This is a genomic window from Bradyrhizobium sp. CCBAU 45394 (assembly GCF_028128655.1).
GTDB classification, from domain to species: domain Bacteria; phylum Pseudomonadota; class Alphaproteobacteria; order Rhizobiales; family Xanthobacteraceae; genus Bradyrhizobium; species Bradyrhizobium diazoefficiens.
The window spans coordinates 21262-36311 of the sequence record NZ_LBIX01000009.1 but is presented as its reverse complement, the minus strand read 5'-3'; the positions used below and the strand labels follow the sequence as shown (position 1 = coordinate 36311).

The window sequence follows — 15050 nt, the reverse complement described above, 5'->3', positions numbered from 1 at the left end:
GAACCTTGAGGATCGGGAAAAATCGGCAATCCGGGGCTGGCTAGGCCATTTGATCTCGGAACTATTGAAACCCGGACGGGGCCGCTGACGGCAAGTCGGCGGCCCTTGTTTTTGAGGAACGACAAGGCGCCTGCCAAGTTTTCCCGGTGCCCTTCCCCAAGGGCACCCTGAGTGGCCCCAGCTCCAACGCCCCCCCGCGAGCTGGGGCCTTTTTTGCCGCCTCAATTGGCGGCCTCTTTCATGCACATCGAGACCCGCCCCTTCGCAGATCCGCAGGTTGCCGCGCGCAAGCTCCTCGAGCTTGCCGCCGGTTTCGAACCAATCAACGGCCGCATTCACATCGAGAAGATCAACGCGCGGTTCCTCTCCAAGAACGGCTGCAAGGCGACCGGCGCGGAGTTCGGCGCCGGCATTCGCTACGCGGTCGAGAAAGGCTGGCTCGAGCTGCATGAGAGCGGCACCTTTGTGAAGTTGCTTCCGCAGGGCGAAGATCTGCTCAAGCGCTGATGGCATGGCCCACCGCGTTCGCGCCGACCGGAGCGGCAGGCCGCACCGGAGGCGCTGCCATCGCGTGGGAAATTTACGGGTTGACATTCCTTGCAGGAACCACGCGGGCGCGCGGTATTTGAATCTCGCCGGCTCGCTGTCCGAGCTGGCGGAGCGGCCCCGGCCTACCCCAAACGCCCCCCTGAAGCCGGGGCCGTCTCTCCGCCACGGTCTGTGTTGGAGTTTGCGTATGCGTTCCTCGCCCTCGATCGTGCCGGCCGACCGCCTCGACCGCGACATCTATCTGGTCATCCAGGACTTCGGCGTCCGCGCCGGCTGCGCCTGGCGCGAGACCGACGAAACCGATACTGATCTCGAGACTATCCTCAGGCATCTCCTGTCAGGCCAGTACGCCCATCCGGTTCGGATTGCGTGCTTCAATCCGGGCGAAGGCTGGTCACGGGACGCCACCTCCGATGTCGCTGACGCGCTGGCACAGCGGGCAACTGATAACGACGTCGATATCCCGCCAGCGCTGCAGGAATTTATCGCCGCCAACGCCACTTCCCGCTTCGACGTGCAGCTCGCGCTGCCGCTGCTGGGTGCCACGTGATGCCAGGACAGACGCAGGCTAAGAACGACCCGATTGCCGTCGGTACGCGTTTCAGAATGAGCAAGCTTGGTGCCGCTCGATGTCCGGGGCTGGCTGATCGGAGTGGCATCGTCGTCGAAGTGGGCCGCCGGACCACGGGCCTCATCGTTCTGTTCGACGGTGCGCGAAGACCAACTTGCCTGCACAGAGACTTCATATCGCCCATCTCGGATGGGACGATCGCTGTCGCTTCAGACGAATGGTCACGTTAGCTTGGCCGGCCGGAGCCCGGGCGAGGTCAACCAATCGCTTAGATGCGTGCCAGTCTCTGCTCGGCCAGCCTCTCCTCAAGAGAGCGGACTTGCGCCTGTAATCCAGGCGGCAAAACATAAGGCCGCGTCGGTCGAGCGGCCTTAGCCAGCCTGCTTAGACTTCATTGCCAGCTCTACCTCATCAGCAAGCGTGCTCAAATGTGCGTGCAACCGACAGAGCGCCGATGGGCATGAAACGTTGCAAGCGGTCTCCAGGATCACCTTGCGGAGTACTCACAATTTGCCGCCGCTCAGTCTCCGACGAGACTCGATCGACGGTTCTTATCTCAAATCCTTTTGCGTAAACTTGCTCAAAGTGACTTCGGCACGTCCCAAGACCGTAACAGGAGAGGAAGTTATGAGCGACGTCGATCTTCCGGTAGCTGTCATCGGTGCGGGGCCGTTTGGCGTCTCAACCGCGGCTTACTTGCGGTCTCGCGGCGTGGAGTTCCGTATATTTGGCTCACCAATGCATCGCTGGCGGACGCAAATGCCGGCGGGCATGCTCCTCAAGTCTGAAGGATTCGCTTCCAACCTCGCGGATCCGGCCGGCCGTTGCACTCTGCAGCAGTTCTGTGAAGAGGAAGCGCTGCCCTACGAGGGTATACCCGTATCACGTGAAACATTTTCCCGATACGCCGTAGCGTTTCAGCAGCGGCTCGTTCCAATGGTTGAAGATGTATCAGTCACCATGCTGGATCGACAGACCAACAGGTTTCAATTGCGACTGGCCACGGGTGAAGAAGTAAGGGCCAAAAAGGTGGTTGTCGCAACTGGTCTGTCGCATGCCGAATACATCCCCGCTAAACTGGCGAAATTGCCTGCGGAGTTGCTGTCGCACAGCAGCAACCATCACGATTTGGACAAATTCAAGGGGCGCGAAGTAGTCGTCATCGGCGGCGGTCAATCCGCGCTCGAGACGGCGGCTCTCTTGAACGAGGCGCAAGCGACGGTAACGCTGCTGGTGCGGCGTTCGTCAATCGAGTGGCATGATATCCCCAAACCTGGGCCACGATCGTTATGGCAACGGCTGCGCCGGCCCGAGTCGCCGATGGGAAATGGGCTTAAATTATGGCTCTGCGCCGCCGCTCCGCTGGCGTTCTATCATCTGCCCGAGCAAATACGCGTCGATGTGGTGCGGACGTACGGGCAACGTCGCGGGACGTCTCTAGAGGTGCTTGGCCCATCGGGTTCCTGGTGGCTTAAAGAGCGGGTCGTGGGCCGTGTCCCGATACTGCTCGGTCAGGGCGTGCGAGAAGCCGAAGCGAAAGGCAGCAAAGTGGTTCTGCACGTCGATGGCCCAGAAGGGACGTCCCGCCAACTGATCGCTGACCACGTCATTGCCGCGACCGGCTATCGCTTCAATGTTGGATCACTCCCATTCCTGAGTCAGAGGCTGATATCCGAGTTGCGCTGCGTGCAAGATGCTCCGTCGCTGTCGCCCAGTTTCGAGTCCTCGATCCCGGGCCTTTATTTCACCGGCATAGCCAGTGCATACAATTTCGGACCGGTGATGCGGTTCTTATGCGGCACTCAGTATGCAGCCGAGCGCATCTCCAGCGCCATTGGCCGTGAGCAACGTCGCTCTCCGTCGTCAGTTTCTGTCGAAATTGCTTCCACACGCAATCGAACCGCTTGATGAAGCAAATGGCGAGTGCGAACGAAGGCTTGCCGCCCTTCCCGGTTCTCATCCTGAAAACGGGCCGCTATGCCCTGCATCATGGCGGCCTCGGTATCATTCGAACCTTGGGAATGCTCGATGTTCCAGTATTTACAGTCATCGAGGATCGCTTCGCACCGGCCGGCCTTTCCAAATATCTGACGGGAAAATTCGTTTGGGACACCCGCGACTTGCCAAGATCGCGGCTGCTCGAAGGACTGGAAAGGATTGGACGACAGCTGAAACTGCCGACCATCCTCATTCCAACGGACGACGTCGGCGCGATCCTGATTGCCGAAGAGGCTGTCACATTGCGGCAGTGGTTCTTGTTTCCGAAGCTGCGATCAGACATTCCACGGAGCTTAGCCGACAAATCTCAGCTGCACACACTGTGCAAGCAACTCGGGGTACCATGCCCTCAGGCAATATCACCCGGCACGATTTCAGAGGTCTACGAGTTTATTGAGACCGCAGCTTTCCCGGTTGTGGTGAAGCCATCGAAGCCATGGCTCAATCCTAAGATCAAACCCTCCATCGTTTCCTCCCCTCGGGCACTCCTAGATCTCTACCGCCGATCGGAAGCACAGGTTCCTCATAACCTGCTGATCCAGGAATACATTCGTGATGGCGAGGATTGGCTCTTTGATGGATATTGCGACGCGGACTCGAAGTGCCTGGCCGGCTTCACTGGCAGAAAGCTGCGCTCTTATCCGTCCCGCTTCGGTTCTGCAACATTGGGCAGATCTGTCACCAACCCCGCGCTCCTCCAACAGGCCGAGGCTCTCGTCAAAGCGGTTTCCTATGCAGGTATAATAGACATCGACTATCGGTTCGATAAACGAGACGGTCAATACAAGCTCCTCGACTTCAACCCGCGTATCGGCGCACAGTTTCGATTGTTCGAGGATAGCGACAGAATTGACGTTGCGAGAGCGCTTTATCGCGATCTCACGGGTCAGTGCGTGCGGCGATCGCCACAGATCGATGGCCGAGTATTCGTGGTCGAGCCCTATGACTGCCTAGCCAGCGTACACGACCTCTTGGGCCGCCAGCTCTCGGTCAGAGATTGGTGGCGATCACTCAAAGGCGCCCGGGAATTCGCCTGGTTCAGACGGAGTGATCCCTTTCCCTTCATCGTGATTTGGATACGCCTTGCCATGGCAGGCGTGGCGAAAGGGATACGTTTTTTGCATTACCTATTCCGGAGGTCGGAAGCCGAGGGCAGCAAAATCCGAAGAGCGCCCCATGGGTGACGCGCACCTGCACCTCCTGTTTCACTTGATTGAGAGTGGAGCGTTCGATCGGGTGCCCGGGTCGCTGGTCTCGCAAGGACCGTCGCCGCCAACCAGCCGCGGACCTGGCTAAAGCCCCAACTGACTGCAGCAGGTTTGAAGTAAGAAAACCAGAGAAGTTGTTTGGAATGTTTTTGCACTCTGCAACCTGCTGCGCAGGTTCTGCGCGATGTCAAGCAGCGCCGGATTGCTTTTCACGAAACGCTTGGCTTCGTTGACGGTGGATAGCATGATCTATTCGATCACTTCATCCGCGCGTGCGAGCAAGCTCGGTGAAAGGCTGATACCAAGCGATTTATCCGCGCGGGTATTGGCTGCAAGCCAGACCGACGTTGGAAATTCGATCGGCAGATCGCCTGGCTTTGCGGAAGCCTCACGTCAACCACCGTGACGTCGGGATGCTTCTGCAGGTACGCGCGGTGGCCCTCCTTTGCATTGAAGGCCTCCAGGATCTCGACGGAAGGGTCCGACGTGAACAAAGCCCGGCAGCCCGTTACCACAACGGGATGGTCGTCGACGATCAGTACCCGCATGTCTTTCTGGCCCTCATTATACGTCCTCACGTCCTCCAGTTGTGGAAAACGTCGCGAGCGCTGGAATGGTTCACTTTCCGAGCGTAGCTGGGCAATCCAACCAATGGAGCACGAAGTACAGCAGGCCTTCGCGGAACCTAAGCAAGAGCAGAACCGGTGGTTCATGCACCGTTCGAATCTCGAGCTTAGCCAGGCCCTTCCACGGGGACAACTGTGAAGCGGACTGCACGCCCAAACATCGAACGCCTTAACTTCGGTTTTTTCGGACACCAAAGAGTATCACGTTGATCTAATCATTAGTCAGAAGGCGGCGAACACCAAACTCAATACGGTTGCGCTGCGCAAGGGTGTGAACAGGAAGGCGTCGAGCGCGAGCGTGGATCGACCTCAGCGGCTTCGCCCAATCGCGGAGCCGCCGCCTTTTTGTTCCGTCCGCCCTCTCCGCACTGATCGCGTCTTGCGCCGCACGTACCAGGCCACCATCGAGATGACCAGCCAAGCAAGCGATGCACCTATGAAGGCGGCTGCGATGCTGGTTTCCGCCGTCAACGAAAAGACCATCGCAAAGGCCAGCATGCCGAGCGCGCCGAGCGCGGCGCCAGCGGAGTCGACCGCGGCCGCCGTTCGCCCGCGGCGCTCGCCGGCGAGGCCCGCCTCCCGCTTCCGGCGGATTTCATGCTTCTCGATCAGCGTGGCGCTGGCGCAGAAGATCGCCGGAAGGGCGAGGAAAAGCCCGCCGATAGAGGCTCCATAGCGACTGCTGACGAGGCCGGCGAAGACTGTCGCGGTGCCGCCGAGCGCGAATCGGATCAGGTATTCGTACCAGCGGCCTTCCTTGAGAGATGACGGCGAAAAGCGGATCGGCATCATGTCTGTCCCCCGGCAAGGGTCAGCACGCCGAAGGCTACGATCAGCCAGACGACGAGAGATAGCAAAGTGGCGGGCAACGCTCGCAGTCGGGCGCGAACGAGGATTTGACAAACGACGACGCTGTAGACGGCGAGCGCGATCGACCCCGCGAGCATCGCCTGAGCTTGCAGGGTCGCATAGTGCGCCCCGTGCTGGTGTACCGCAATCCCGAGCGTTGCGAGCGCGACCGAGGGTGCGGCCGCGAAGAGACCGGCGAAGCTCTTAGGACGTAGAAGATCTCCCAGCATCGCGAAAGCTGATACAACGGCGCCCCCAACGAGAAAGCGGACGATGTATTCGGTCATTTTGTCGTCTTCCAGAGTCTCCCGAGCGGCCCGCCGGCCCCGTAGACCGGATCCTTGCGCGGCGGCGGCACCTTCGGAATGCTCTTCAGGGCGCGTGGACGGTCCTCCACCGTCGTGCATTCGTCGTAAGTCCCCGCCGGCGGGTAGGCTCCGATGACGAGGAAGTCATCGTCTGCCCCCAGGCACTGGTGCCCTGTGCCGGCGGGCAGGACGGCGACATCGCCGGCCTTCAACGTGAATATTCTACCCTTCTTTTTTCCGCCAAATCGAACGCGCCCCTTGCCGCGCGCGATGCCGAGCACCTCATGGATCCGGGAGTGGTAATGAACGTAGTCGTAGATGGTGTTGCGCCAAGTATCGCCCCATCCGTTCGCCTCGAACAGGTCTTCGATCTCCGCCGCGGGGTCGTAGCGTTCATCGAGATTGACTGCCCGGCGATAAATGACTAGGGGCCATCGCGGATGATTGGGGATGAGACCGTCATCCTTGAAGCGGACAGTGTGCGGGTTTCGCGCTTGCGCGAAGTCCATAGCTTTCCGCTTACCGGGGCGCCGCAAACCGGTGGCGCGTTCCGCATACCGCTTTAGAGACTCAAGGGTCGGCATGATCGTTCTCCGTTGATGCATCGAGCGGGTAGCCGGTGCACAGCCGCAGGAACCGTTCAAGAGCCGCTCCCAATGCGAAACCTGCGACGACATCGCTCGCCCAGTGCGCCAGGACGACTAAGCGCGTCAGCGAGATGCCGACCGCAATGGCGCGGATCGCCCGACGGGGGCCGGCCGGCATCGCACCGGCCGCCGATGCCAAGGCTCCCATGTGCAGTGCGTGGCCGGAGGGAAAGGCGTCCTCACTTTTCCCGGAAAATGGGACGCCGTGGAGGTGTCCGATCACTGTCCTGCGGTCCGGTCGGGTCTGGTCGAACAGAAGCTTCAAACCATGGGGCAGCAGCGACGCCGCGACCGTGACCAGCAGAGCATGGTTGCCGGCGCGCCGCAGCGGCTCGCCTCGCCCCCGCGACGCAAGCCAACCAGCCGCCGCGAGGACCAGAAGGACCTTCTCGTCGGCGCCCCAAGTCAGGGCGCGGGCTACCATCTCTGGAGCCGGCGCAGTGTTACGGGCGATGAAGCGTGCGGCCACGACATCCGCTCTGGTCGGCCGGACAGTGACCGGAAAGCTTGGCCCTCTAAGGCGACTTGCTGAAACTCTAGCAATTTTGAACATGGCTCAAGCGATCAACTTCGCTCCATAAAGACCTCTGATCGCGCTCCGCTGCTTGTCATCGACAATCAGCCTTCCGCCGTATGATTCTCGCCCAACGCAAGCGAACGCTCGGAACAGCCCTTGCTACCCATTGCGGGTAGATCACATCGAACTCCCCGAGGATCCGTCGGACGCGAGCCGATGTCATGCCGCGTGAATGGGGAGTCCGCCGAAGTAGACGATGTGGCAGGCCTCTTCCTCCGCGGCTGTCACCTGTCGCTATTCCGCTGCCTGGACACTCGGTGAACTTTCCACCGGCGCGAGCGGAGATACGGCGGGCCCATTGAGCGCGGTACCGTCCGGCGCGAATTGAGAACCGTGGCAGGGGCAATCCCAACACTGCTCCAGCGAATTCCAATGCACGACACAACCAAGATGGGTGCAGCTCGCCGACAAAAGGTGCAATTTGCCATCGCGGTCGCGGCAGGCGGCAATCTTCTTCAATCCGCTGCGAACGAGCCGGCCCTCTCCCAGGCGGAGCCGCTCCACCGAGGCGAGTGCATCGGCGCTGAGATATTCGGCAAAGTTCTTGAGTGGCGTGATGTTCTCGCTGATGAACGTCGTGATATTCTTGAAGACCTTGCGCTCGGGTAAATAGACGGCCTCCCAGTTATTGCCGCCGATTGTAATCAGGTCCGCAATCAAGAGACCTGCCACCAGGCCGTTCGTCATGCCTTGCCCGGAATCGCCGCTGACGAGGAACACATGCTCTTCGTCCGGGCTGCGTCCGACGAAGCCGGTGAAGTCCGTGGGTTCGAGCACTTGGCCCGACCAGCGATGGGTGATCTTGCCGATCATCGGCAACCGCGCGCGCGTCCATTGTTCGAGCGCGGAAAAGCGCGCCTGACCATCGTCGGCTTCGCCGGACTTGTGGTCTTCACCACCGACGATCACGATGTCCTCATCCGCCGAGCTCGGCTGCAGGCGGACATAGTGATAGGGATCGAGCGTGTCCCAATACAGCGCATCCAGCAGCGAGCCCGCCGGGACTTTGGCCGCAATCACATAGGTGCGATAGGGCGCCTGTTTGGTATGGATCGCGACGCGCAGACTGACGGGCGAGTTCGTCGCAACGACGACGTCCGTGACCCGCACCTCGCCGCCTGACGTCCTCAGAACGATTTCTCCGCGGCCGTGCTCGATCGTCTCGACGCAGGTGTCACCGTAAAGCCTGGCGCCGCGCCGATGCAGCGCTTTCGCCAATCCGGCAAGGTATTTGGTCGGATGAAAGCGCGCTTGTCGGGGAAAACGAAGCGAGCGCGCAAAACCGCCGTGATGGATTGGTGTCGGATCGCTGCAAAGCTCGACGGGGATTCCCAGCTTCCTGCAGCTTTCGAATTCCTCATCCAGATGCGATGGCAACGTCTCCGGCGCCAACACCCAATAGCCACCGACGCGGCGGAAATCGCAGTCAATGCCCTCGGCAGACTGGATCGCCTGCGCGCGGTCGATCGCGGCGGCGACGCTCTGGTAGTACAACCGGGCGCAATCCTCACCCCGAACCCTGATCAATTCCTTGTAGTCGTCGTCCAGGGCCGTTGCCAAATGGGCGGTGGTGCGCGCCGTCATTCCGCTGCCAATTCTGCCGCGGTCGAGCACGATGACCGAGCGCCCGCGCGCGGCCAGTTCATAGGCCACCGACAGACCGGCGATGCCGGCGCCGATCACGCCGACGTCGGCACGTGCCTGCCCCGAAAAGCGCGAAGCCGCCGGGATGAACGTCTCCATCCAAAGCGACTTGGTATCTTCATCCAGCACGTTCATGGCGTTTGTCCTCCGGAATACAAACGAAGGGCAAAGCGCAACCGTTCCTTTGAACAGAGGCCTCCGCGTTCGAGCCCATATGTGCCGACGAGGCCCGAATGGACTGTCATGGTGCAGCTTTAGCATTTGCGGAAAGAAGAATGCCTTCTCGCGTCCGAGGCCGGTCAGAGGATGCGCACATAGGAGGTGGCACGCCCGGTTCCGGGTTCTTCTGAGCCGATCAGAGATCAGAGTCGCGAGAAGCGTCCAATCCCCGCCTGGCGCTGCCGCCAACTGGCGTACAAAGCCCTCATGAGCCTCCATATTCGTTGTCGGGAAGCAACTCGTGGCGGTCGAACGCGAACTGTCACTCGAATGACCTTCTCGCCACGGACAGCTTCGGCCGCGGCCGCAGTGGATCGTGCGGACGCGATTAACGCTCCGCGGTACCGCGGCACAAAAAGAGCCCCGCCGAAGCGGGGCTCAGCATCACGTCCTCAATACTTCTTGCCTTGAGAATTGTCGGCCGGCTGGCTCGATGCCGGAGGATTGCTCTGGTTGGGCTGCCCGGACGGCATATTCTGGTTGGCGGCCGGCGGATTGTTGCCTTGGGGCGGAGGCGCCGCTTGTCCGGTCGTCTGACCGGAAGGCTGTTGCGTCCCGCTCTGTCCCGTCGTTGCCGGCTGGTTTTGCTGGGCCTGTCCGGTCGTTGCCGGTTGATTCTGCTGAGCCTGCCCGGTCGTTGCCGGTTGGTTCTGCTGAGCCTGCCCGGTTGTCGTGGGCGGGTTCTGCTGCGCTTGGCCCGTTGTCGGTTGGTCCTGCTGCGCCGGAGCATTGGCCTGACCGGTGTTCTGTCCGGTCGTGCCCTGTTGCGCCGGCTGCTGTTGGCTCGTCTGTCCCTGACCAGTCGTGGTCTGGCTCTGGGTGGCACTGATCTTGTTGGAGACGCCAAGCGCCGAGACCGTGCTGATATCGATCGAGCCGCTGGCCTGGATGCCTTGCTGCCGCTGGAAGGTGATCAACGCCTCGCGCGTCCGCGGGCCGAGCACGCCATCCGCCTCACCGGTCAGCAATCTGCGCTCGATCAGCACCTGCTGCACGACACGAATTTCCTCGGGGCTTAGATTAAGCGCAGCGGCGCTGCCGCCGCTGACACCGCCACCTCCACCGCCGATCCTGCCGGCGTGGCTGAACCGCGTCCGCGGCCCGGCCGGAACAACATCTACAATCCGGCGGCTGCGATCGAGGACCACGATCTCGTCGTCGACGACGAAGAAGCTGTCGTCGCGGAAGGCCGGGAACACATCGATCAGCGCCGGAAAGGCCGAGACGGACACCACGTTGATGCTTCTCGGCACCACCACGCCGGTATTGACCTGGAAGTTGATCGAGCTGGCGTTAACCCGCGCCACGTTGCGCGAGCTGAGCACCGACTGCTGCAGCGTTGTCTGCTGTTGCGCATTGACCGACACGCGGCCCGACATGCTCTGGGTCGTCGTACTCTGGTTTTGCGCCGGCGCAGTGGCTTGGGTGCCGGTCGCTGCGCCCTGGTTCTGCTGCGAGATCTGACCCTGCGTCGTCTGACCCTGCGTGGCCTGACCCGGGGCAGGAGCATTGCTCGGTCTGGTGTTGGCGCCGGTTGTCGTGCTCTGGTCCTTCTGGCCCTGTGGCGCCTTTTGCTCGGACTGTCGCGTCTGGTCGCGCTCGCCGCGCCCCTGTCCGACGGTCTGACTGTTTTGCTTGCCCGAGGACTGAGCCTTGTCTTGCGACTTTTGCTCGGATTGACGAGTTTGGTCGCGATCGCCACGACGCCGGCCGATGGTTTGGTCCTTTTGCCCCTGCTGATCCTTACCGGCCTGGCCTCTCTCCGTAACGCGGCCGCCCTCTCTCATACCTTCGCCACGCTCGGTGCGTGACTGACCGCCCGCAGGGCTTTCCGCCCGGCCTCCGCGTGGCTCCGCGGCCCGGCCCTGCGTCATGCCTTCACCGCGCGATGCACCGCCCGGACCTTGCGACGTTCCGCCTCCGGACTTGTCGTGCTCCGCGGCGCCGCCGGCACCCATTCCGCCGCCTCCACCTTCACGCATGCCTTGCGCCGCCGCCAGGCTGACGCCAGCGAGCAGCACTGCTGTGGACAACAGGAACCTACTCTTTCTCATGCTCATCTGCATCTCCTCCAATATTCATTGCTCGCAGTGTCTTCGATCGGCACTTTCGGATTCACAAAACTTGAAATCCATCGCGCGCTACGACGCGGCGCGAAGTGCAATCCGACTTTCTGTTCGGACAACGAGACGGTACTGGGAACGTTCCTGACCGCAGCACCAGACGGAACTGGTCAGGCTGAGGAAGCTTCATGTTCCCTACGGGGTAAGTCCAACAGTGCAGTCAGGATAGTTTTCTCGGGCGAGTCACCCGGACGAGGCAAGAAGCCGTTCAAGAAAAACCTTGCTTTGATGGCGGCCACAATGCGCTCGACAAGCTTGCCGGCGCCCTCGCGGCGGAGGGAGTGTCGGGACGCGCTGGCGCCGTCGCCCTCACGAGCCGGATATCGGTGGAGATGGTGCAAAGGATCGCCGCAATCGGCGCTCATCATCGCAATTTCAGCGCCTGCCGCGCTCGCAATACGGACGGCTGCAACGCCAACAGCTGGTCGGCATCGCAAGCGGACGCGAATAGAGTCTTCAGCCATTTCGCCGGAATTCTCTGATCCGGAATTCTCTGATGATGTGCCGCACGATTATCTGGCCCGAAAGGCCGCAATCGCTGCCCTGGCGTCCGGCGGCACCGCCACGATCGAATGGGCTGGCACGCCGGTCTGCCCACGGACTGGAGCCTATGGCACGGCCGTTCTCTTTGGCTCTAATCCGGCAAAGGCGATCCACTCCGGGAGCGGCGCGCCGTCGCGGTGCCGACCGCCGGCAACTGCCGCCGCCCAAGCGCTCACAGCCCCGAGCAGTGTGGCCGCGGCCAAGGAGAACGCGAGAACGATCGTGCTGCGACGCACATGAGCGATTGCTGTTTTCGAGCTCGCTATGGCCTGATCGACCCGCCGCTCGGAGTCGCCGGCCGAAAGGCCCGTCAGTGCCTGGATCTGCTGGATCAGATAGGTCCGGTCATCTCCGTTCACACCGTTGTGGCTCGACGAGGTCATGAGAATCCGGCCCGCCTCGGCGCGTTCGGCGCTGATCTCGGCATTCGCAGGCCGACGCGGGGAGCGCAACAGCCGATCGAGTTCGTAGCTCAGGAGCGGCTCGGCAACCGTATTGTTGGCCAATGTCGTCGATGAAGACGCGCGATTGACCGCGGCCGCGCCAACAATGCCTGCCAGGACAGCGCCAAGTAGAACCGCGAGCGCCCATGCCGCCAGCCCATGAAGTCCGTCGCGCATCTCCCTTTCGGCACCGCTCGTCGCATCGATGCCGCCGCGAACTCGCCCTGCAATGTAGCCGCCCAGACCAAAACTGACGATCGCCTGCAAGATCAAATAGAGCCCAGAGAGTAGCGACAGCGCGGGAGACGCGTCTCGCCAGGTTGGTGAGGTTGAGCTGACACCGAGACCGATGGCGACGCCAAAGGTCACCAGAATAAAGGTAAATGCCGTCGCGACGAACGCGCCTGCGACGATGGGCGTCCATCGCAAATGTCGCCCCTGATCGGGAATTGTCAGCGCTTCGTCTTCGATGAGCGTGGGAGCTTCGATGGTCATGATCGAAGTCCTCAGCGCAGACCGAAGAACGAAAGGATGGCCATTATCACGACGATCAGCCCGATCAGATAGATCAGCTGGTTCATTTCAGTCCTCCAGTTCCGCTCCGGCCTGATAATTGCACTTGGTTCGGAAGGTTCCTGTCGGATGCTAATGATGCCATGCAACACGCTAGCGCTATTCGCTGCGATTGCCGTGCGTCATTGCTGCGACTGTCGCCGAATAGGCTCTCGGCAGCTTATCGATTGGCTCGCCGTCGCTCAAACGCGCCCGTTAGCCCGTTCGCTTGCTCAATGGCCGCCTAGCGCCAGAAGCCGCTTCCCCGCCCCGACATTCTGCTTTCGGCACCCGTCGAGCGTAGGTTCAGCCGAAAACGGAAATAGCGAGAGAATACGGTTCGCACCTGGTAGCGTGATGCTATGTCCGCGATCGCAGGTAAAACCCGGTCCATCCAGGGAGTTTCCCAGAGGCCGCCAGGGGCGAAGATGTTCTGCATGTCAATGCAGAGGTGAACCGCATCCCGGATGTCGGGGATTTCCGACTCGCTGTCCCTCGTCGATGCACCACTTGCCCCACCCGGGATTCGAATGAGATCGTGAGGGCCCAGGTTCCGTTCCGAGCAGCCGCATGGAACCAAGCGATTGGCCGACCGTTGGGCGCGAATGGCGAGCGGAAACTGGCGCACTCGCGCCAGCAGGTTTGACTTCTCAGCTCGGCCTCCACCGCAGGGAAAACGACATGGCTGATGTCGCAAATCAAGTTGCCAATCGCATCCCAACCAACCTCGTCGTCAATGGCGTCAGGCGCACGCTGGACCTCGTGCCCTGGACCACGCTGCTCGACGCATTGCGTGACCATCTTGCGCTGACCGGCACCAAAAAAGGCTGCGATCACGGTCAATGCGGCGCCTGTACGGTGCTGGTCGATGGTCGGCGGGTCAATTCCTGCCTGACGCTCGCCGTCATGACGGACGGCGCGGAGATCACGACCATCGAAGGTCTTGCCAGGGATGGCGCGCTGCATCCATTGCAGCAGGCCTTCATCGACCACGACGCCTTCCAATGCGGCTATTGCACGCCGGGACAGATTTGTTCGGCGGCCGGTTTGCTCGCCGAAGGTCGCGCCGGGGATCCTGACGAGATCCGGGAGCTGATGAGCGGAAATCTCTGCCGCTGCGGCGCCTATCCCAACATCGTCGCCGCCATCCAGCAGGCAGTGGGGCGGCCATGATCAACTTCCAGTACTCCCGCGCCGCCGACGTCGCCGATGCGATCCTCCTGCTCACCGCCCATCCCGGTGCCAAGCTCATCGCCGGCGGCACCAATTTGATCGACCTGATGAAGAAAAACGTCGAGCAGCCGTCCTGGCTGATCGACATCTCTCGCCTGCCGCTCCGCAAGATCGAGGAAACGGCTGACGGAGGCCTGCGCATCGGCGCCTTGCTGCCGAACTCCGATCTTGCCTACCATCCGCTCATCGAGCAGCGCTACCCGCTGGTCGCCAGCGCCATCCTCGCCGGAGCTTCGGCGCAATTGCGCAACATGGCCTCCGTTGGCGGTAATCTGATGCAGCGAACGCGTTGCGCCTATTTTTATGATACGGCAACGCCCTGCAACAAGCGAACTCCCGGCAGCGGTTGCTCGGCGATCGACGGCCTCAACCGCAATCATGCGATCCTCGGCACGAGCGCCGCCTGTATCGCGACCAATCCGTCCGACATGAGCGTGGCGCTGGCTGCGCTCGGCGCGCTCGTGCACATCGCAGGCCCATCCGGTGAGCGGACGATGGCATTGACCGATTTCCATCGGCTGCCTGGCGACACGCCTCACATCGATACCAATCTCGATACCGCCGAGATCATCACGGCAATCGAACTGCCGCGACGCGGCTTTGCCCATAACTACAGCTATCTGAAAGTCCGCGACCGCCTGTCTTATGCCTTCGCCCTCGTCTCGGTCGCGGCCGCGCTCGAACTCGAGGGCAACGCGATCAGCGAGGCACGCGTGGCGCTCGGCGGCGTGGCCCACAAGCCCTGGCGCAGCTTTGAGGCCGAAGCGGCGCTACGCGGCCAAGCGGCAACAGTGGAGCATTTCTCGCACGCTGCCGATCTCCTGCTGCAGGGCGCGAGGGCCTCTGCCCATAACGGCTTCAAGGTCGAGCTGGCACGCCGCGCCATCGTGCGGACGCTGATGCAGGCCGCAAGCGCCACGCCGCAATCGCAAGCTCACAAGAAGATCGCGTGAGGGACCG

General features: G+C 61.7%; 15 protein-coding genes and 2 pseudogenes. 7 read left to right on the top strand and 10 right to left on the bottom strand.

All coding sequences use genetic code 11. From position 1 onward, the window contains the following. Positions 1–240 precede the first annotated feature (240 nt). From WN73_RS06220 to WN73_RS06205, 4 genes are all read left to right on the top strand, one after another. Positions 241–507: a hypothetical protein gene (locus WN73_RS06220; protein WP_028171513.1), complete on the top strand. Its 267-nt coding sequence runs from the start codon at positions 241–243 to the stop codon at positions 505–507. A 229-nt stretch (positions 508–736) separates the two neighbouring features. Continuing rightward, the gene (locus WN73_RS06215) at positions 737–1099 is read left to right on the top strand and encodes a hypothetical protein (RefSeq protein ID WP_028171512.1); all 363 of its coding nucleotides are present in this window, start codon (positions 737–739) and stop codon (positions 1097–1099) included. A gap of 648 nt (positions 1100–1747) precedes the next feature. After that, the gene (locus WN73_RS06210) at positions 1748–3028 is read left to right on the top strand and encodes an NAD(P)-binding domain-containing protein (protein ID WP_271552108.1); all 1281 of its coding nucleotides are present in this window, start codon (positions 1748–1750) and stop codon (positions 3026–3028) included. Continuing rightward, on the top strand, positions 3028–4302 hold the full coding sequence (locus WN73_RS06205; protein ID WP_271552107.1) for a carboxylate--amine ligase: 1275 nt from the start codon (positions 3028–3030) through the stop codon (positions 4300–4302). The genes WN73_RS06210 and WN73_RS06205 overlap by 1 nt, the downstream gene beginning before the upstream one ends. 108 nt (positions 4303–4410) lie before the next feature. Here the strand turns inward: WN73_RS06205 and WN73_RS06200 are convergent, their stop codons facing one another. The 8 genes from WN73_RS06200 to WN73_RS06165 form a co-directional block, all read right to left on the bottom strand. After that, positions 4411–4572 (bottom strand): hypothetical protein, encoded by a 162-nt coding sequence (locus WN73_RS06200; RefSeq protein WP_156149845.1) that lies wholly within the window; start codon positions 4570–4572, stop codon positions 4411–4413. Positions 4573–4583: 11 nt separating this feature from the next. Next, entirely contained in the window at positions 4584–4874 is a 291-nt protein-coding gene (locus WN73_RS44505) for a response regulator transcription factor (RefSeq protein WP_249163095.1), read from the bottom strand. A gap of 387 nt (positions 4875–5261) precedes the next feature. Continuing rightward, a complete protein-coding gene (locus tag WN73_RS06190) occupies positions 5262–5744 on the bottom strand; it encodes a DUF3147 family protein (protein WP_011087956.1) in 483 nt (160 codons plus the stop codon). Continuing rightward, positions 5741–6088 (bottom strand): DUF3147 family protein, encoded by a 348-nt coding sequence (locus tag WN73_RS06185; RefSeq protein WP_028171510.1) that lies wholly within the window; start codon positions 6086–6088, stop codon positions 5741–5743. The genes WN73_RS06190 and WN73_RS06185 overlap by 4 nt, the downstream gene beginning before the upstream one ends. Next, the gene (locus WN73_RS06180; RefSeq protein WP_028171509.1) at positions 6085–6693 is read right to left on the bottom strand and encodes a cupin domain-containing protein; all 609 of its coding nucleotides are present in this window, start codon (positions 6691–6693) and stop codon (positions 6085–6087) included. The genes WN73_RS06185 and WN73_RS06180 overlap by 4 nt, the downstream gene beginning before the upstream one ends. Then, positions 6680–7309: a phosphatase PAP2 family protein gene (locus WN73_RS06175; RefSeq protein WP_011087959.1), complete on the bottom strand. Its 630-nt coding sequence runs from the start codon at positions 7307–7309 to the stop codon at positions 6680–6682. The genes WN73_RS06180 and WN73_RS06175 overlap by 14 nt, the downstream gene beginning before the upstream one ends. Before the next feature lie 258 nt (positions 7310–7567). Continuing rightward, positions 7568–9112 (bottom strand): FAD-dependent oxidoreductase, encoded by a 1545-nt coding sequence (locus WN73_RS06170; RefSeq protein ID WP_028171508.1) that lies wholly within the window; start codon positions 9110–9112, stop codon positions 7568–7570. 476 nt (positions 9113–9588) lie between these two features. Then, positions 9589–11256, bottom strand: coding sequence for a peptidoglycan-binding protein (locus tag WN73_RS06165; RefSeq protein ID WP_231166502.1), 1668 nt, complete (start codon positions 11254–11256; stop codon positions 9589–9591). A gap of 293 nt (positions 11257–11549) precedes the next feature. On the opposite strand from WN73_RS06165, the pseudogene WN73_RS06160 reads away from it, so the two are divergent. Further along, positions 11550–11727 (top strand): annotated as a pseudogene (locus tag WN73_RS06160) (formate dehydrogenase accessory sulfurtransferase FdhD); the annotation flags it as partial. Positions 11728–11927: 200 nt separating this feature from the next. On the opposite strand, the gene WN73_RS06155 reads toward WN73_RS06160, so the two are convergent. Further along, complete coding sequence (locus WN73_RS06155; protein WP_011087963.1) at positions 11928–12800, bottom strand: hypothetical protein; 873 nt, start codon at positions 12798–12800, stop codon at positions 11928–11930. Between the two features lie 379 nt (positions 12801–13179). Beyond that, positions 13180–13296, bottom strand: a pseudogene (locus WN73_RS06150) (cysteine hydrolase); the annotation flags it as partial. A gap of 242 nt (positions 13297–13538) precedes the next feature. On the opposite strand from WN73_RS06150, the gene WN73_RS06145 reads away from it, so the two are divergent. Continuing rightward, the gene (locus WN73_RS06145; RefSeq protein WP_028171505.1) at positions 13539–14030 is read left to right on the top strand and encodes a (2Fe-2S)-binding protein; all 492 of its coding nucleotides are present in this window, start codon (positions 13539–13541) and stop codon (positions 14028–14030) included. Continuing rightward, entirely contained in the window at positions 14027–15043 is a 1017-nt protein-coding gene (locus WN73_RS06140; protein WP_011087966.1) for an FAD binding domain-containing protein, read from the top strand. Before WN73_RS06145 ends, WN73_RS06140 begins: the two co-directional genes overlap by 4 nt. Positions 15044–15050: the final 7 nt, after the last annotated feature.